The organism is Candidatus Arsenophonus triatominarum (genome assembly GCF_001640365.1).
Taxonomy (GTDB): Bacteria; Pseudomonadota; Gammaproteobacteria; order Enterobacterales; family Enterobacteriaceae; genus Arsenophonus; species Arsenophonus triatominarum.
In genome coordinates this window covers 20,548-38,547 of the sequence record NZ_LWMI01000007.1, presented here as the reverse complement: position 1 = coordinate 38,547, position 18,000 = coordinate 20,548, and the positions used below count along the sequence as shown (strand labels likewise).

The window sequence follows — 18,000 nt, the reverse complement described above, 5'->3', positions numbered from 1 at the left end:
AGGTTAAATTTGATTTAAATCTTTTTCTCTCCAAAGTGTGTTTTCCTCGTATAAAGTTGCCATAGGAGTTCGACCGCAACACATTTTTCCTTGATGAGTGCGTTGGTTATTGTATTCGTCTAACCATTTGTCTAAATCAGCTTGTAATTCGGCTAAATTACCGAAGATTTTCTTACGAAAAGCCACCTGATAGAACTCTTGTAATACAGTTTTATGAAAGCGTTCACAAATCCCACTGGTTTGAGGTGAACGAGCTTTAGTTTTTGTATGATCAATATCGTTGATAGCGAGATAAAGTTGATAATCGTGATGCTCAACTTTACCACAATACTCACTAAGCGTGTTGCTTAATAGTGAAATAAGGGTATTTCGGTGATTGAAGTAAATTTTAGGCTGTTCTGAGATGGAAATTCCAAAGACCGGCACTAAGGAGTAAAAAGGTATCATCAATAAAGGGTCTACGATTCCGTAAAATTTGGGTCATACAACCGAGGCGCTTGATACCCGCGATGGCGTGTTCAACCGTAATACGGATGCCCGAGATTATTTTATTTTCTTGTTTTTGTTCAGGCGATAAAGGTCTTTTTCGAGTTCCTTTTTTTGGGATTTGTGTATTAGGATGCTGTTTATCTATACCTTGAAAACCGGTATCGGCCCAGATGGTTACCTCAGGGGGAATATGGCGAATTATATCGACTTTATCGAGTAAGCGTTTATCGTGACGGCGCCCATTTTTGATCATGGGGATAAATCCAATTTTCCTCGTTTCGTCAGTCATAATAAGCCCTTTTCGAGTGGTCTGTCTTTTCTTTCCCGAATACATTTTTTTTCGCCGACGCAGATTCTTAGGCTTTTGGACAGGTCGCTCTGTCCCATCAATAAAGACGTCTTTAACTCCAGGAAAGGCGCGAAAAAATTCCTCAGCAGAGCGAATTTGACGAGCGGGCAAAACACATTCTCGCCCCAAGGTCATCTCTAAAACCGGCAATAATATTTTTACCCAGCGACATACCCGTGTTCTATCTAAACCAAAAAGAAGTCCTTGCAAATCATAGGTCGGATAACATTTTAAATACAATAAAATAAAAAGCAGTTTATCTAATGGGGTTGGGATAAATCCTTTCTGCCCTGCACCCATCTGCCGCTCGTGATCTTTTCGATTCTTTTTCCGATAAATCAAATAACAAGCTGAAAATTCAGCGGCTAAATTTTTTAATTCTTCGACTGATAATCCAATGATTGCTTTACATAAACGATTATCTCGTAACAACCGCTCTTTGTTGATCATTTCAAACCGTTATTTTCTAAGTTAAACCTCTTTTTATTGTCTATAGCGTGACAAAAAATGCAAGTCTCTATTCAGCAACTATTTTAATCCCTTCTGTCGCTATTTTATCTTCTAGCGCCTTTAGACGTTTTTTAAAATTTTCAAGATGATGACGTAGCCAAATAGAACGAACACCACTTCCCGAAACAAATTCTTAGTTCATTATGTAGTGGCATACTAAATTTGGCCACCTAAGTTGAGGTGATATGCTTACCTCATAATTTTTATAGGTGCCGAAATGAGTAAAATAATTACTGCTGAATTTAAATGTGAAACCGCCAAATTAGTCCTTGACCAAAATTACACCTACCAGGAAGCCGCGAAAGGCATGAACGTCAGTCTTTCAGCGATTAGCCGGTGGGTAAGAGCCCTTCGTTTAGAACGTCAAGGGAAAACATCGCCTGGTCTGCCATTAACACCTGAACAAATTGAGTTCAGAGAAATGAAGAAAAAAATCCACCGGCTGGAAATGGAGAATGACATCTTATAGCTAGGCGACTTAATTTTGATTACAAGGTGTGTTATGAGTTATACAATTGATTTTCGACGTAAAGTAATATCTGTAAGGAAAGCCGAAGGTTTAACAATTCGAGAAACTGCGAAACAATTCCGTATTGGAAAAGCGTCTTTAGTACGTTGGCTTAAACGACCAGAGCCAAAAAATTCAACGCCACGTAAGAGGAAGCTCGATAAAAATGCTTTAGCAAAAGATGTGGAACAGTATCCAGATGCTTACCAAAAGGAACGGGCAGAGCGATTCGGTGTTTGTAAAAAGACTATTTGGCAATCCCTTAAAAAGCTGGGATTAACCTATAAAAAAAACTCTATTCCATCCAAAAACCAACGAAAGCGACAGGCTGGCACATCAGCAAAAAAGACAACAGTATGAAAAAAAAAGATAAATCTGTTGTTTTTATTGATGAAAGTGGTTTTTCACATGACACTCCACGAACTCACGGCTATTCCCCAAAAGGTCACCGTTGTTTTGGCCTGAAAAACTGGGGTGCTAAGGGAAGAACAAATGTTATTGGCGCTTTATTGGGAACAACCCTTTTTGCTATCGGATTATTTGATTGCAATATTAACCGTGATGTTTTTTATGTTTGGATCACAAAAATATTGCTCCCAGAACTTCCTGAAAATTCTGTTATTTTTATGGACAACGCTAGCTTTCACAAAGGTAAGAATATTGAACAGGCAATTATAAACGCAGGACACCAGATAGAATATTTGCCTGTGTATTCACCAGATTTAAATCCTATAGAACATAAATGGTCTCAAGCTAAACGTAAAAAGATGGAAACAGGATGCACTATCGATGACCTGTTTTTAATACATATGCTGTAATCAAAATTAAGTCGCCTAGCTATAAGATGTCATTCTCCATTTCCAGCCGGTGGATTTTTTTCTTCATTTCTCTGAACTCAATTTGTTCAGGTGTTAATGGCAGACCAGGCGATGTTTTCCCTTGACGTTCTAAACGAAGGGCTCTTACCCACCGGCTAATCGCTGAAAGACTGACGTTCATGCCTTTCGCGGCTTCCTGGTAGGTGTAATTTTGGTCAAGGACTAATTTGGCGGTTTCACATTTAAATTCAGCAGTAATTATTTTACTCATTTCGGCACCTATAAAAATTATGAGGTAAGCATATCACCTCAACTTAGGTGGCCAAATTTAGTATGCCACTACAGAAAAAGAATCGAAAAGATCACGAGCGGCAGATGGGTGCAGGGCAGAAAGGATTTATCCCAACCCCATTAGATAAACTGCTTTTTATTTTATTGTATTTAAAATGTTATCCGACCTATGATTTGCAAGGACTTCTTTTTGGTTTAGATAGAACACGGGTATGTCGCTGGGTAAAAATATTATTACCGGTTTTAGAGATGACCTTGGGGCGAGAATGTGTTTTGCCCGCTCGTCAAATTCGCTCTGCTGAGGAATTTTTTCGCGCCTTTCCTGGAGTTAAAGACGTCTTTATTGATGGGACAGAGCGACCTGTCCAAAAGCCTAAGAATCTGCGTCGGCGAAAAAAAATGTATTCGGGAAAGAAAAGACAGACCACTCGAAAAGGGCTTATTATGACTGACGAAACGAGGAAAATTGGATTTATCCCCATGATCAAAAATGGGCGCCGTCACGATAAACGCTTACTCGATAAAGTCGATATATAGCTAGGCGACTTAATTTTGATTACAAGGTGTGTTATGAGTTATACAATTGATTTTCGACGTAAAGTAATATCTGTAAGGAAAGCCGAAGGTTTAACAATTCGAGAAACTGCGAAACAATTCCGTATTGGAAAAGCGTCTTTAGTACGTTGGCTTAAACGACCAGAGCCAAAAAATTCAACGCCACGTAAGAGGAAGCTCGATAAAAATGCTTTAGCAAAAGATGTGGAACAGTATCCAAATGCTTACCAAAAGGAACGGGCAGAGCGATTCGGTGTTTGTAAAAAGACTATTTGGCAATCCCTTAAAAAGCTGGGATTAACCTATAAAAAAAACTCTATTCCATCCAAAAACCAACGAAAGCGACAGGCTGGCACATCAGCAAAAAAGACAACAGTATGAAAAAAAAGATAAATCTGTTGTTTTTATTGATGAAAGTGGTTTTTCACATGACACTCCACGAACTCACGGCTATTCCCCAAAAGGTCACCGTTGTTTTGGCCTGAAAAACTGGGGTGCTAAGGGAAGAACAAATGTTATTGGCGCTTTATTGGGAACAACCCTTTTTGCTATCGGATTATTTGATTGCAATATTAACCGTGATGTTTTTTATGTTTGGATCACAAAAATATTGCTCCCAGAACTTCCTGAAAATTCTGTTATTTTTATGGACAACGCTAGCTTTCACAAAGGTAAGAATATTGAACAGGCAATTATAAACGCAGGACACCAGATAGAATATTTGCCTGTGTATTCACCAGATTTAAATCCTATAGAACATAAATGGTCTCAAGCTAAACGTAAAAAGATGGAAACAGGATGCACTATCGATGACCTGTTTTTAATACATATGCTGTAATCAAAATTAAGTCGCCTAGCTATAATTCGCCATATTCCCCCTGAGGTAACCATCTGGGCCGATACCGGTTTTCAAGGTATAGATAAACAGCATCCTAATACACAAATCCCAAAAAAAGGAACTCGAAAAAGACCTTTATCGCCTGAACAAAAACAAGAAAATAAAATAATCTCGGGCATCCGTATTACGGTTGAACACGCCATCGCGGGTATCAAGCGCCTCGGTTGTATGACCCAAATTTTACGGAATCGTAGACCCTTTATTGATGATACCTTTTTACTCCTTAGTGCCGGTCTTTGGAATTTCCATCTCAGAACAGCCTAAAATTTACTTCAATCACCGAAATACCCTTATTTCACTATTAAGCAACACGCTTAGAGTATCTTACACTGCTTACTTGTAAGAATGTTTTATAGATATTTTTAATGCATGGATAACCGGACAAAATATGAACACCCTAATTTTTTCTTGTTTTTAAATTTATACTTCTTTTTTGGAGATTGCGAAACTCGTGATTGTCTCAATTTAAATTTGGTTAGCGCTTATGGGGCTACTACTGCGATTTTTCATGTTTTTTGATAAACTCCCATCAAAATTTGCAAAATCATCTATTGAAAGTAAGGAATGAATATGAAGATCGCATTAACAGCTATAGTATTAGCAACACTCACCTCTGGTTGTTCGAGCCAATGGGTAAGGATCAACCTCAATGCTGAAGATTTTTCTTTCGCAAAAACTTTTTGCGAAAAACAGTCGGAAAATAAATTCCCTGTAAAAAATGAAGTAGCGCAAAGAACTAATGTTAAGCGTCATGAGATTTGGCAAAAAAATGAAAAATATCAAACGGTATTAATACCGGAGATAGATAGTTATGTTATTGATGTTAACAAAGATAGCCGTCGGCAGTTTTTTTATCACTGCATGAATCAAAAGGGCTGGAAATCAGAAACTAAATGGTTCTAATTTTTCTTGATCTGTGTTAATTGGCTCCTATAGCAAATTATCAAAGGAGATGAAACTCTAAAGCATAATGTGTTACTTAGTTTATTTCCTTATAAAATGATATGTTACTATCAACAATAGTCGTTAACAGTCACTGATAGTCGATAATTTAAAATTAATTCCATGTTTCATAACGTTTTTATTTTTCATCTTGGTAGAAGATAGCTGTTTTTAGTCACCTATTATAATCCTTGTGTCATGAAATTTATGTACATATAATATTATATAAAAAAACGCAAGGAGAAAAAATATGGCGGTGAGTGATTCTTGGTTAAGAGCGGTAAATGGTAAGCCGCAAGATAAAATGGTGACTAAATCAGACAGAGAGGGTTTATCAGTTCGCGTGACACCGAAAGGTAAAGTGATTTTTCAATATCGCTACCGCTGGCAAGGGAAAGGTGATCGGATAGACATTGGAACGTATCCGGCAATCAGTTTAAAAGATGCCCGTGATAGCGCACTTTTCTACCGTGGTGAACTGGAACAGCACAGAAACCCTAAAGTGGTTAAACTCACCCGTAAGCAACAGTCAATTGATGCGCAAACGGTTGAATCGGTTATTCGCGACTGGTGGGAAAAATCGCTTAAAAATGCACAGGTAAAAGCGGGTGAAATATTACGGTCATTTGAAATTTACGTCTTTCCTAAGATCGGCAATTTGCCCCATGACGAAACCCATTTGCATGTTTGGTTATCACTAATTGAAGAGGTGGTAAAAATAAAACCGACAATTGGTGCACGGATCTTACTTTATGCCAAAGCCGCGCATCGGTGGGGGATACGCAGGGGGATTATTTGTTTAAATCCGCTTATCGATGTAACATCACAGGATTTAGGGGTAAAAACGCAACAGGGTGAACGGGTATTAAATGAAAATGAACTCAGGGTATTATTTGCGTCAATTGATGCGCCAGACTATAACCCCAGAAACGCCTTGATAATCAAATTAGCGTTATTGTTTGGTTGCCGGATAGGCGAATTGCTAAAAGCGAAAATGACTGATTTCGATTTTGCCAAAGGAATATGGACAGTCCCGCCCGAAAATCATAAAACAGGGCGAAAAAGCAAAAAGCCGATTATCCGTCCAATCATTCCAGCGGCAGAAAAACTAATAAAAGCGGCTAAACAGTTAAGTCATGGCAATGATTATTTGTTTACAGTCTTAGAGGGTAAAACATTATGTGTAGGCGGTCATATTGTTTTCATTGCCGCTCTGAACAAAAAAATGGCTCATAAATTTGAGAATTACACTAACTGGTCAATTCACGATTTACGTAAAACCATGCGTACGGGGGTTGCGGAGTTAACCCAGCCCCATGTTGCTGAGATAATGTTAGGTCATAAATTACCAGGGGTTTGGCAGGTATACGACAAGCATACCTACCTAGAGGAACAGCGAGAGGCTTATGAACGCTGGTGGAATAAAATTAATCAAATCGTTTGCCATTCTTCCAATCTATAATATCCTGCCAGTCAAAATTAAGCTCATCGGATCTGTAGTAGCTCAGACTTAATCTGACAGTTGCCGGTTATTTATACAGTACCTGTCAGGTTAAATTTGATTTAAATCTTTCTCTCTCCAAAGTTGTTTTCCATCGTGTAAAGTTGCCATAGGAGTTCGACCGCAACACATTTTTCCTTGATGAGTGCGTTGGTTATTATATTCCGCTAACCATTTATCTAAATCAGCTTGTAATTCATTTAAAGCCCTATAGATTTTCTTACGAAAAGCCACCTGATAGAACTCTTGTAATATAGCTAGGCGACTTAATTTTGATTACAGCATATGTATTAAAAACAGGTCATCGATAGTGCATCCTGTTTCCATCTTTTTACGTTTATCTTGAGACCATTTATGTTCTATAGGATTTAAATCTGGTGAATACACAGGCAAATATTCTATCTGGTGTCCTGCGTTTATAATTGCCTGTTCAATATTCTTACCTTTGTGAAAGCTAGCGTTGTCCATAAAAATAACAGAATTTTCAGGAAGTTCTGGGAGCAATATTTTTGTGATCCAAACATAAAAAACATCACGATTAATATTGCAATCAAATAATCCGATAGCAAAAAGGGTTGTTCCCAATAAAGCGCCAATAACATTTGTTCTTCCCTTAGCACCCCAGTTTTTCAGGCCAAAACAACGGTGACCTTTTGGGGAATAGCCGTGAGTTCGTGGAGTGTCATGTGAAAAACCACTTTCATCAATAAAAACAACAGATTTATCTTTTTTTTCATACTGTTGTCTTTTTTGCTGATGTGCCAGCCTGTCGCTTTCGTTGGTTTTTGGATGGAATAGAGTTTTTTTTATAGGTTAATCCCAGCTTTTTAAGGGATTGCCAAATAGTCTTTTTACAAACACCGAATCGCTCTGCCCGTTCCTTTTGGTAAGCATCTGGATACTGTTCCACATCTTTTGCTAAAGCATTTTTATCGAGCTTCCTCTTACGTGGCGTTGAATTTTTTGGCTCTGGTCGTTTAAGCCAACGTACTAAAGACGCTTTTCCAATACGGAATTGTTTCGCAGTTTCTCGAATTGTTAAACCTTCGGCTTTCCTTACAGATATTACTTTACGTCGAAAATCAATTGTATAACTCATAACACACCTTGTAATCAAAATTAAGTCGCCTAGCTATACAGTTTTATGAAAGCGTTCACAAATCCCATTGGTTTGAGGTGAACGAGCTTTAGTTTTTGTATGATCAATATCATTGATAGCAAGATAAAGTTGATAATCGTGATGTTCAACTTTACCACAATACTCACTGCCTCTGTTCGTCAGTATACGTAACACCGGTAACCCATGCTGGGAATAAAAAGGGAGAACCTTGTCATTTAATAAATCTGCCGCCGTTATCGCGCTTTTTGTTGTGTAAAGCTTACAATGAACGACTTTACTGTAAGTATCAATGTAAGTTTGTTGATAAACACGACCAACGCCTTTTAAATGACCGACATAAAAAGTATCTTGTGAACCCAGATAACCTGGATGCGCTGTTTCAATCTCACCACAGGCTTCATCATCTTGCGCTTTCTTTTCTAGAGCACTGATTTGTGATTCTGACAGGACAATTCCTTCTGTTGCGATTTTATCTTCAAGCGCTTTTAGGCGTTTTGTAAAATTTTCGAGATTATGGCGCAGCCAAATAGAGCGAACGCCACTCCCAGAAACAAAAATGCTTTTTTTTCTTAGTTCATTACTACTGCGGTGTTGACCGTGTGCAGGGTATTCAATCGCATACTCAACTACAGCGCTTTCAATCTGTTCATCTACTCTATTTTTTACGTTAGGCACCCGTCGATTTTGATTAATTAAAGCGTCTATCCCACCATCGTTAACAAGTTCCTGGTAGCGATAAAACGTATCTCGGGATACCCCCATAATCTTACAGGCTTTTGAGACGTTATTAAGCTCTTCAGCGAGGTTAAGTAACCCGACTTTATGTTTGATGATAGGATTATTTGTTTGATACATAGAATTACCTTTTATTTGATTATCTAATGATGTTAATTAAAACCGGTAACGCTCTTTTTTAAATCAGAATTGTCGGATTAAGTTAAGACTAATACAGTTCAACAGGCTTCATTTTCTTCTTGATATTCGTTATAAGGTTAATTCCCATTGTTTTCGGTTGCTGTTTCAGTGAAGCCGATAAATACCCTTTATCCGCATACAAACAACCAGAAAGATCTTTTATCAGCTCAGGTAATGGTTTCCGATCATTTGTGTTTCCTGGTGTAAGTCGAAAACTGAGTATTTCCCCCAAATGATTGATAATTACATGAAGTTTGAAACCAAAGAACCAACCTGTTAAGGTTTTTCCTCGTTCAGCTATCCCATCGAAGACTTTATGCCGGCGGATCCGTAAGTTATCACACACAGCTATCGGAGTAGAATCGGCAACCGACAGACCCGTGCACTTTCCCTTATAGCTAGGCGACTTAATTTTGATTACAGCATATGTATTAAAAACAGGTCATCGATAGTGCATCCTGTTTCCATCTTTTTACGTTTAGCTTGAGACCATTTATGTTCTATAGGATTTAAATCTGGTGAATACACAGGCAAATATTCTATCTGGTGTCCTGCGTTTATAATTGCCTGTTCAATATTCTTACCTTTGTGAAAGCTAGCGTTGTCCATAAAAATAACAGAATTTTCAGGAAGTTCTGGGAGCAATATTTTTGTGATCCAAACATAAAAAACATCACGGTTAATATTGCAATCAAATAATCCGATAGCAAAAAGGGTTGTTCCCAATAAAGCGCCAATAACATTTGTTCTTCCCTTAGCACCCCAGTTTTTCAGGCCAAAACAACGGTGACCTTTTGGGGAATAGCCGTGAGTTCGTGGAGTGTCATGTGAAAAACCACTTTCATCAATAAAAACAACAGATTTATCTTTTTTTTTCATACTGTTGTCTTTTTTGCTGATGTGCCAGCCTGTCGCTTTCGTTGGTTTTTGGATGGAATAGAGTTTTTTTTATAGGTTAATCCCAGCTTTTTAAGGGATTGCCAAATAGTCTTTTTACAAACACCGAATCGCTCTGCCCGTTCCTTTTGGTAAGCATCTGGATACTGTTCCACATCTTTTGCTAAAGCATTTTTATCGAGCTTCCTCTTACGTGGCGTTGAATTTTTTGGCTCTGGTCGTTTAAGCCAACGTACTAAAGACGCTTTTCCAATACGGAATTGTTTCGCAGTTTCTCGAATTGTTAAACCTTCGGCTTTCCTTACAGATATTACTTTACGTCGAAAATCAATTGTATAACTCATAACACACCTTGTAATCAAAATTAAGTCGCCTAGCTATAATTGACTCAAACAGTGCCGTTAAAGCTAAGGCCACTGCGCGGAAGTAACTCTACGCAGCGTGAATATGATGCACGAGTTTCGCACCGACAAATAAACAAGTTATTTTTAAGTTCAATTCAACATAATATATAATTCGCAAAAATTGCTAATTCAAATATAAATTATTGAAATAAATATATATTTTATATTATTTAGTATCTTGCGGATAAAACATTATTTTAGCTATTTTTAGAACTTTATATGTCTGTGCGAAACTCGTGTGATGGCAAGTTAGGAAATTCCTTCCTGAGATATAAGCGGACATGATAGAGATAAAATACCTTGAATTGGCTGAATCGGAGTTGATGAAACAAAACAACCAGTGTCATCATTTCAGCCAATGAAAGCTGGGTAGACCGTCTACGACGCTTACTACCGTTATTCAGCAAAATTTCATGCATTTTTGGCTCCAAGTCTTTACAAAAATCATCCATTAGGCAATAAAGTTCAGTAAGATTTTCCATAATTGTTTAACAATGCTCTACTCTTTAACCAGATTGTTAGAGTATTTTAACGAAATATGCGCATTCAACTATTTGAATAGCAAGACTTTCACTTTATTTCTTATCCCGAACTCGGGTTAACAAAGAACGAATATAACCATTCGTGTTTCGTTATTGATTTTTATTGGGCAATGAAGCGTCTGAGAATAGTGTAAGTTTTTGAATGAGGATAAATAATGAATAATTTAAATTTAGTTAGTGAAAATTCTTTTATGACGACTAAAGATATTTGTAAGCATTTAAGAATATCGTCTAGGACATTAGACAGAAGAAAACGTAGTTATCATCCTTTCCCTGAACCAGATCTATCTTCTTCCGGATCATCAAACATGTGGTATTGCCATAAAGTTATAGAATGGCAAAAAATGGAAGTTGACAAATTTAATAAAGGAAAAATAATATAGAAAAATTTTATGGTAGTGTTCAAAAATCTGTGTCATATCTTAAACTCAAAAAAAAAGAGGTATGACATATGAGAAATCAATCATTTAATTTTGATGAAGCGTTGAAGCAATTACAATCAGGTAAAAATTTACTCGGTACGGATGGAATACTCACACCACTCATAAAACAGCTGACCGAAGCTGCCCTGCAGGCAGAAATAGAACACTACCTATCGACAACGTCAATCGATACGCGTAAAAATGGCTATACTCGAAAAACGGTTAAATCGACATCAGGTCAATCTGAACTGAAAACGCCCAGAGACAGGTCTGGTGCTTTTGAGCCTAAGCTCATTAAGAAAAATCAGACAAAATTATCAGAGGATGTTGATAACAAAATCCTATCGTTATTTACATTAGGCATGAGTTATCGTGATATTCAAAAACATGTTGCAGAATTATATGGACTGGAAATATCAGATAGAGCTATTACGCATATTACTCCCTGAATTAAAAGCCTGGCAACAACGCCCTCTGGAGGCGCTCTATCCTTTTGTCTGGCTCGATGCCACTCATTACAAGATAAAACATGATGGTCACTATATCAATAAGGCAATCTACACAGTACTTGGACTAACCACCGATGGGCATAAGGAATTGTTAGGACTCTATATGTCTGAAACAGAAGGAGCACATCATTGGCTGAGCGTTCTGACTTACATAACCGTGGTATACAAGATATTTTAATCGCTTGTGTTGACGGATTAAAAGGGTTTCCAGAAGCGATAGCCAGTATTTTCCCGCAGACAGAAGTTCAGCTATGCGTAGTTCATCAAATTCGCAATAGCTTACGTTATATTGCCAGTAAAGACCAAAAAGCCTTTATGGCTGATTTTAAGCCGGTTTATCGTGCAGATACTAAAGCGGCTGCTGAGCTTGCCCTTGATGAACTGGAATCGAAATGGGGTGAAAAATACCCGATAGTGCTAGAATCCTGGCGAAGTAAATGGGAGTTGCTCAGTGCTTATTTTCGATACCCTAAAGCCATTAGAAAACCCATTTATACGACCAATGCAGTAGAGGCGGTTCATCGGCAATTTAGGAAATTAACTAAAACCAAAGGGGCTTTTCCTAATGAAAACAGCTTATTAAAATTACTCTATATTGGCATCAATCAGGTATCCAACAAATGGACCATGCTGATTAGTAACTGGGCGTTAACCACATTGCTCAATTGTCCATCTATTTTAAAAGGCGCCTAGATGGTATAATCAAAATATAAAATCCCCTGACACAGAATTATGAACATCCACAATTTTATCAAGATGGTCGCCTATGGCGACGACTTGTCATTGCTTGTTAGTACTGGTATAACCCGATACCCTATTGTCTCAATCTTTTGGTCCCTTTTATGTCACCGCGTTTTAGTCATGTTTTTCAATTTGGTCAACGCTGGCTCAATTGGCTTAATCGCCAACCCCCTGATAGTGTCCGCACTGTTGTGATGGAAACCATGGTAAAGATTATGGCTTGCGGCACTTCGCTTATGGGGTGGTCAATTTGGCGCTGTCCTGACCCTCAATGTAATTCTGAGAAACGGGTTAAATTTACCTGCATAAAGTCAAGGTCACCTGGCGAAACATGTATCAACACGTCTTTAAAGTCGATCCACTTGCTTGTCTCTTATGTGGGAAAAAATTACTTTTCGCAGGAATGAATTTTGGATTGAATCGTAAAGAACTTATGGCACGTCACCATGATCTGGCTTGTTTGCGGTGGCGATAAAAACTCACGACAGGGTAGATCTATCCTTTTGTTCAAAATTGATTAATAATTAATCGTTTTTTAACCATCTATTCCGTTCCTTATATCAACCTTCAACATAATTTTGGCAAAATTTAGAAGAAAATAAAAAGGATTTCATCATGGCGCAGGTTAATGAGTAACCATTTCGGGTATTAATTTCTTATACATCAAGAAAATATTGCACGAGTTTCGCACAGGCATATAAAATTCCAGAAATGGCTTAAACGCAATGGTTAATTTGCAAGTTACTAAAACGTATAAATTTGTTTAAATTACAATAAGTTGCTTTTAATTTATAAGATTTTGTCTATTTATATATTATGCTGAATTAAACTTAAAAATAGAGCGTTTTTTTATTGGTGCGAAACTCGTGTCTATTTCGTTTTGTGTTCAATTAATGGCATCAAACTAGTACGGAAGCGATTATGCTTTACGACGTTCATCTGTTCACGGACACCAATCAGGCTTTCTTTAGCTTTATCAATATTAAGCGTTAATGCACTGACTGCATCTGCATTTTCTTGCAAAATATTGCCCCAGCTATCAATCACCATTGAGTGACCTCAAGTACGACGTTAACCATGCACGCCTATTTGTGCCGGCGCCAAAATAATACATTGATTTTCAATCGCGCGAGCTTTTAACAGTGGCTCCCAGTGAGCTTCACCTGTTAAACGTGTAAAAGCCAGCCGGCACAGCAATGAGATCCGCCCCTTGCATTCTTAATGCCTGAAACAGGCAGGGAAAACGTAAATCATAACAAATCGTCATTCCTAAACGGCCAACTGGCGTATCAACTACTGTAATATGTTCACCACGTTGATAAATTGACGATTCGTTATAAATACCTTGTTCATCTTCAATTATATTCACATCAAACATGTGAATTTTGTCATAGCGAGCACGAATTGCACCGTTATCATCAAATAACAGACTACTACTAGTGATAAGCTCAGGATCTTCGCGACTGATTAATGGCATAGAACCCACCAATATCCATACTTAATAATGGCGAGTCATTTCAACAATTGCACCTTGTAAAGGACCTTCTCCCTGTGATTCAGCAAAATTACGGTAACTGATATTATCACTAAACAACAGTGCATTTTCCGGTGTTAAAACCAATTTTACACTATTTGGCAATTGTTTAATCTGCTGCTCTATCTGAGCAAGGTTATGTTTAGTATTTTTACCACTACACAATTGTAATAGTGCAATATTGTCACTTGTCATCCTATTGATTCTCCTTCAATTGACGTAAAGTTTCATCAATTTTTGGTTGTTCCAGACTACCGGTAATTCGATAACGAATAACCGATATTTTACTCCATAATGGGCCCAATACTCTAGTTACGGCAAACACTGCCGCACCCGCAAGTGGATTAACGGCAAATGCTGTTGCAACACTTACCGTGGTTGAAATTTCAGGGGTAATAATAGCTTCTAAATTCATATCACGACGAACTAAATTAATTTTGCCATGTATTGTAATACCAGCCATTAAACCATCAATATAAAAATTATCAGTATTCAAGATGCCATTTTTTATATTGGCGTTACCCCGAATGGCATCAAACGCAAAGTCATTACTAAAAGTATCACTAAAATCCAATTGCAATTTACGTAAAAGTGCGTCAAAACTGATAAAACGCAACAACTGACCGGCTCCACCACCACCCATCTGAGCAATTGCTCCCTTAGCTAATTTAAAACTCAGATTACCGTTCAAACTAGCAACATCAGGTTGCCATGGTACTGCGGCCCAATTTAAATCAAAATCAATTTTAAAAGGCGCCTGTTTAATCGGCACTAGTATGCCGTAATAAGCAGCCAAATCATCAAATCGATTGCCTTTTAATATCCCTTTTATCGTTGTACTGTTTTGCTGATCTGCATGCCACATACCAGAGATTTTCAAATCAGTGGAGCTATTTATTAACGATCCTTCTTTTAAAATGAGCGTTTGTCTATTGCGTATGACTTGTGCTTTTAGCTCTCCAAGTTTATAGCCAGCAAGCCAACATTCTGAGCAATAAATATTCATATTTGGCCAAGCTGAAATATCATATCTTTGCGCAACGTTATTTATTGCCACATAATTCTGCTGTTGGAATGAAATTTCTGGATTAAAATAAAGATAGTTAATCTTAGCTTGCCAATTACCCTGTTTCGGAATACTTAAGCTTCCCTTCAAATTATCGCTATCTACAACAATTGTCGTTAATTCAGAGGTTTTATTAATGGTAAATGCCATATTATTCCATTGCTGTTTAGCAAAAGTGATCTTTGGCAAGTTAACAATAGCGATACCGGGTATTACAAATGATTTACCATAACTTTGCGGTGCTAAGTTTAATGAAGAAAATGAAGTCAACAATGAAAGCCATTTCGGATCATTGATTTCAGGTAAGTTGATCATAACTAATGGACTGTCGGGCAGAACAACACCTTTAGCTGTGTAAGGCTGAATGGCTACTTTTAGTAAACGAACTTGCTTGTCAGTAAATTGCCATTGGCTATTAAAGCTAACTTGCTTACCAACATCACCATAAATTTGTAATTGCAGGGTATCACCACTAGCACGAATTTGCATATCACCTAATTGCCTTACTTGCTCGCTATCCAAAGCAGGAAATTGGCTAGTAAGCTTATCTAATTTGCTATTCAGAGCAATGGATAAGGTTGGATTTTGCTTTAGTTGATTGGGTAATTGAATATTAACCTGTCCTTGCCAGGCTGTGCTACCTGCCAATTGACGTGTAATTGATTTAGGCAAAATAGCGATTTTTTTAGCTTGCCAATTACCGCCAACATTTACATTGATCTGGTAATTCTGTCGTTCATTAGTGGTATTAAATGTTAAATTTATCGGTTGGCCAAACCATTGAGCTTGTAACTTTTCACTTTTCAAATCACCGTTACGAAAATAAAAACGTCCCGTTAGCTGTTCCAACTGACTATCAATAGCCGTGATATCGACATCATTATTCTTAAGATCAACTTGACCACTAGCAATCACACTACCACTATTTCTCTCTAACGGAATATCAAGCATCAATTTGCCACTAACGTTACCGCCTATTTTCACTGCATCTAATGCCTTGCCAATCGAACCTTCCATCGGGCTGTGGATAAAATAATTACGGATCGCTTTTCCATCACCGGTAATATTAGATTTTATTAATAATTTAGATTGACTATAATCGGCAATATCTGCGCTAAGATCTACCGCTTTAGCATCACCTAATTTTACACTAGGTGCTGACATCCAAAGTCCATTACGTTCAAAATTAAGATCGATATCCAAATCAAAAATTGTCGGCCACTCAGGTTGATACTTAAAAGTCGCGTCTCGTAGCGGTACAACAACTTGAAATTGTCCATTATTCTTTTTAAAAGGAAAATTAGCCGGATCACCGTGAAAAACCATCGTGGCAGCATCAACATGACCGCTAATAATTGCTTTCGTCAGATAATCAGATAAATCTTTACCCATTAACGTGGTGGGAAAATAACGCCATGCATCACCCGCATCGGTCAATTTTGCGCCAGCCAAAATACTTAATATAGGTGGCTGACCTTTTGCTGTCTGATAACGAAAATCGCCGGTTGCCGATAGCGATTTTGCTTGCAGCGCCAGATCTTCACTCCAAATCTGGCGTGATTGGCCTTCTTCCGACCAAAAAATCGTTCCCTGTCCAGCAGAAATTTCTAATGGCGCTTTAAACATTGGCGCATATTCGATAAAACTATTATTTAAGTTAAATGAAAATCTTCCACTTTGCTGACTACCTCGCAATGAACCACTAAAATGGCTAACTGAAGGTATATCTTTCCAGCGTATCCAGCTAATATCTTGCCAGGTGACATCAATTAGCGCCTTCTCTGGCTTGCCCTGCGTAATATCCAATGCCAGTGCGACGAGTTGACCTTTTGGCTGACGTTTTTGCCAATCACTAATAAATTCAGGCGTGAAAAAAGAGAAAATAGGGATAATAGTTCTTAATCGCTCTAATTGAATATTATTAATCCGTATACGCCAGTGATTTTCATCTGCTTTTGATTGTGGTAAATAGAGTAGAGAAATTTGACCTTCAAGCCACTGTTGTTGATCAGTTTTTAAATGTTGTAGCTGTGGAATATTAAATAACCAACCATTCTCTTGACGATGCAGGGTCAGCAATAAATCATCAACAGCCAGCTGATGCTCTTGTCCATCAACCTGCCAATTTGCCTGTCCTTGATGCAACTGTAATTGCCCACCTTCGATACGGCTATCTTTGATAGTAATCCAGCTAGAAAGACTAAATACTGCATTTTGTAATCCAGTATTATCACGTAACCAACGACTTAACCAAGGGCGCAAATTTACATTATCTGCCTGTAAGTAAACCGTACCGCTATTAATCACGCCATTTTTATTACGAAGATTAAGTTTAATTTGAATGGCATCCTGATCTTGCTGCTGTTCAAAATTATCAAGACTGATAAATCCTTGTGCTCGATGATGTTCATTTTGATTTAACCAGGTCAGTTCAGGGATCTTTAAGGTCTTTTTTTCTGCCGACGGCGTCAAAAAAGTGATACGGCTTTTTTTTAACGTAAAAGAATCAAATTGCTGTAAAAACAATTCATCTAAAGCATCTAAATCAAAATGACTAAAATCACCTTCACTGACAAATTCAAGTGGTTTATAACAATCTGCATTTAATTGATAGAAAATAATATCCCGAAAACGGAGATGTAAAGAAAAGAGTGAACGCCATATATCAAGTGAAAATTTTATTTTCTTTACCTGAATATTCACTTTTTTCGTGCTGACACTGACATTAGAAAACGTTAATACTGGTCCAAAAGAGACCCATTCACCTTCAATATGACCAATTTTAAACGGTATTCCTGTTAATGATTGCAGTTGTCCTTCAAGTTGATTGCGATATTCATTAATTTGTGGAAGAAAAAGACGTAGTCCAATAATGGCCAATGCCATAATAAGTACTATTATTACGCTTATGGCTACCAATACCTTAGGTAGTCGTTTCACCCATCTCTCCTTCCAAAAGAAGTTACTACAATGGTAATCTAACCACTAT

Annotated in this window: 16 protein-coding genes and 11 pseudogenes; 13 read left to right on the top strand and 14 right to left on the bottom strand. The window is 37.6% G+C overall.

Annotated features, from left to right (window positions below; genetic code table 11):
• Nucleotides 1-3: 3 nt before the first annotated feature.
• The 3 genes and pseudogenes from AYJ55_RS05130 to AYJ55_RS25055 all read right to left on the bottom strand — a co-directional run.
• Nucleotides 4-336 (bottom strand): annotated as a pseudogene (locus AYJ55_RS05130) (integrase core domain-containing protein); the annotation flags it as partial.
• 52 nt (nt 337-388) lie between these two features.
• Nucleotides 389-1,288, bottom strand: coding sequence for a transposase family protein (locus AYJ55_RS05125; protein WP_063653812.1), 900 nt, complete (start codon nt 1,286-1,288; stop codon nt 389-391).
• Between the two features lie 85 nt (nt 1,289-1,373).
• Nucleotides 1,374-1,478, bottom strand: a pseudogene (locus AYJ55_RS25055) (IS481 family transposase); the annotation flags it as partial.
• Between the two features lie 87 nt (nt 1,479-1,565).
• On the opposite strand from AYJ55_RS25055, the pseudogene AYJ55_RS05120 reads away from it, so the two are divergent.
• From AYJ55_RS05120 to AYJ55_RS05110, 3 genes and pseudogenes are all read left to right on the top strand, one after another.
• Nucleotides 1,566-1,814 (top strand): annotated as a pseudogene (locus AYJ55_RS05120) (IS3 family transposase); the annotation flags it as partial.
• 36 nt (nt 1,815-1,850) lie between these two features.
• Nucleotides 1,851-2,216, top strand: coding sequence for an IS630 transposase-related protein (locus AYJ55_RS05115; RefSeq protein WP_063653415.1), 366 nt, complete (start codon nt 1,851-1,853; stop codon nt 2,214-2,216).
• Nucleotides 2,213-2,674, top strand: a complete 462-nt coding sequence (locus tag AYJ55_RS05110) for an IS630 family transposase (protein WP_063654041.1) — start codon at nt 2,213-2,215, stop codon at nt 2,672-2,674. The genes AYJ55_RS05115 and AYJ55_RS05110 overlap by 4 nt, the downstream gene beginning before the upstream one ends.
• Nucleotides 2,675-2,696: 22 nt before the next feature.
• Here AYJ55_RS05110 and AYJ55_RS05105 read toward each other — a convergent pair.
• Nucleotides 2,697-2,945: pseudogene (locus tag AYJ55_RS05105) on the bottom strand (IS3 family transposase); the annotation flags it as partial.
• A gap of 47 nt (nt 2,946-2,992) precedes the next feature.
• On the opposite strand from AYJ55_RS05105, the gene AYJ55_RS05100 reads away from it, so the two are divergent.
• The 6 genes from AYJ55_RS05100 (at nt 2,993) to AYJ55_RS05080 (ending at nt 6,822) form a co-directional block, all read left to right on the top strand.
• Nucleotides 2,993-3,502 carry a transposase family protein gene (locus tag AYJ55_RS05100; protein WP_187153179.1) on the top strand — a complete coding sequence of 170 codons (510 nt, stop codon included), beginning with the start codon at nt 2,993-2,995 and terminating at the stop codon, nt 3,500-3,502.
• Nucleotides 3,503-3,535: 33 nt separating this feature from the next.
• The gene (locus AYJ55_RS05095; protein WP_063654718.1) at nt 3,536-3,901 is read left to right on the top strand and encodes an IS630 transposase-related protein; all 366 of its coding nucleotides are present in this window, start codon (nt 3,536-3,538) and stop codon (nt 3,899-3,901) included.
• Entirely contained in the window at nt 3,825-4,358 is a 534-nt protein-coding gene (locus AYJ55_RS05090) for an IS630 family transposase (RefSeq protein WP_162505291.1), read from the top strand. The genes AYJ55_RS05095 and AYJ55_RS05090 overlap by 77 nt, the downstream gene beginning before the upstream one ends.
• Nucleotides 4,359-4,379: 21 nt before the next feature.
• The gene (locus AYJ55_RS34440; protein ID WP_063654656.1) at nt 4,380-4,682 is read left to right on the top strand and encodes a transposase family protein; all 303 of its coding nucleotides are present in this window, start codon (nt 4,380-4,382) and stop codon (nt 4,680-4,682) included.
• A gap of 306 nt (nt 4,683-4,988) precedes the next feature.
• Nucleotides 4,989-5,321, top strand: coding sequence for a hypothetical protein (locus AYJ55_RS05085; protein ID WP_063654716.1), 333 nt, complete (start codon nt 4,989-4,991; stop codon nt 5,319-5,321).
• Between the two features lie 289 nt (nt 5,322-5,610).
• Nucleotides 5,611-6,822, top strand: coding sequence for a tyrosine-type recombinase/integrase (locus tag AYJ55_RS05080; protein ID WP_063654714.1), 1,212 nt, complete (start codon nt 5,611-5,613; stop codon nt 6,820-6,822).
• A 90-nt stretch (nt 6,823-6,912) separates the two neighbouring features.
• Here AYJ55_RS05080 and AYJ55_RS05075 read toward each other — a convergent pair.
• From AYJ55_RS05075 to AYJ55_RS28160, 8 genes and pseudogenes are all read right to left on the bottom strand, one after another.
• Nucleotides 6,913-7,116: pseudogene (locus tag AYJ55_RS05075) on the bottom strand (IS481 family transposase); the annotation flags it as partial.
• A gap of 21 nt (nt 7,117-7,137) precedes the next feature.
• Nucleotides 7,138-7,626, bottom strand: coding sequence for an IS630 family transposase (locus tag AYJ55_RS05070; RefSeq protein ID WP_222703437.1), 489 nt, complete (start codon nt 7,624-7,626; stop codon nt 7,138-7,140).
• On the bottom strand, nt 7,595-7,960 hold the full coding sequence (locus tag AYJ55_RS05065; protein WP_063653415.1) for an IS630 transposase-related protein: 366 nt from the start codon (nt 7,958-7,960) through the stop codon (nt 7,595-7,597). Before AYJ55_RS05065 ends, AYJ55_RS05070 begins: the two co-directional genes overlap by 32 nt.
• Before the next feature lie 36 nt (nt 7,961-7,996).
• Nucleotides 7,997-8,836 (bottom strand): annotated as a pseudogene (locus tag AYJ55_RS05060) (helix-turn-helix domain-containing protein); the annotation flags it as partial.
• 97 nt (nt 8,837-8,933) lie between these two features.
• Nucleotides 8,934-9,296: pseudogene (locus AYJ55_RS05055) on the bottom strand (IS982 family transposase); the annotation flags it as partial.
• Between the two features lie 17 nt (nt 9,297-9,313).
• Nucleotides 9,314-9,775: an IS630 family transposase gene (locus AYJ55_RS05050; RefSeq protein ID WP_063654041.1), complete on the bottom strand. Its 462-nt coding sequence runs from the start codon at nt 9,773-9,775 to the stop codon at nt 9,314-9,316.
• Nucleotides 9,772-10,137 carry an IS630 transposase-related protein gene (locus tag AYJ55_RS05045; RefSeq protein WP_063653415.1) on the bottom strand — a complete coding sequence of 122 codons (366 nt, stop codon included), beginning with the start codon at nt 10,135-10,137 and terminating at the stop codon, nt 9,772-9,774. Before AYJ55_RS05045 ends, AYJ55_RS05050 begins: the two co-directional genes overlap by 4 nt.
• Before the next feature lie 296 nt (nt 10,138-10,433).
• A pseudogene (locus AYJ55_RS28160) lies at nt 10,434-10,679 on the bottom strand (IS982 family transposase); the annotation flags it as partial.
• A gap of 215 nt (nt 10,680-10,894) precedes the next feature.
• Between AYJ55_RS28160 and xis the strand changes: the two are divergent.
• From xis to AYJ55_RS32695, 4 genes and pseudogenes are all read left to right on the top strand, one after another.
• The gene (gene xis, locus AYJ55_RS05040) at nt 10,895-11,122 is read left to right on the top strand and encodes an excisionase Xis (RefSeq protein ID WP_063654702.1); all 228 of its coding nucleotides are present in this window, start codon (nt 10,895-10,897) and stop codon (nt 11,120-11,122) included.
• Between the two features lie 68 nt (nt 11,123-11,190).
• Nucleotides 11,191-12,383 (top strand): annotated as a pseudogene (locus AYJ55_RS05035) (IS256 family transposase).
• A gap of 129 nt (nt 12,384-12,512) precedes the next feature.
• Nucleotides 12,513-12,710: pseudogene (locus tag AYJ55_RS35610) on the top strand (IS91 family transposase); the annotation flags it as partial.
• Nucleotides 12,711-12,742: 32 nt separating this feature from the next.
• Entirely contained in the window at nt 12,743-12,886 is a 144-nt protein-coding gene (locus AYJ55_RS32695) for a hypothetical protein (RefSeq protein ID WP_187153230.1), read from the top strand.
• Nucleotides 12,887-13,281: 395 nt separating this feature from the next.
• Here AYJ55_RS32695 and AYJ55_RS05025 read toward each other — a convergent pair.
• A pseudogene (locus AYJ55_RS05025) lies at nt 13,282-14,140 on the bottom strand (carbon-nitrogen hydrolase family protein).
• A gap of 1 nt (nt 14,141) precedes the next feature.
• Nucleotides 14,142-17,951 (bottom strand): AsmA2 domain-containing protein YhdP, encoded by a 3,810-nt coding sequence (gene yhdP / locus AYJ55_RS05020; RefSeq protein WP_063654699.1) that lies wholly within the window; start codon nt 17,949-17,951, stop codon nt 14,142-14,144.
• Nucleotides 17,952-18,000 lie beyond the last annotated feature (49 nt).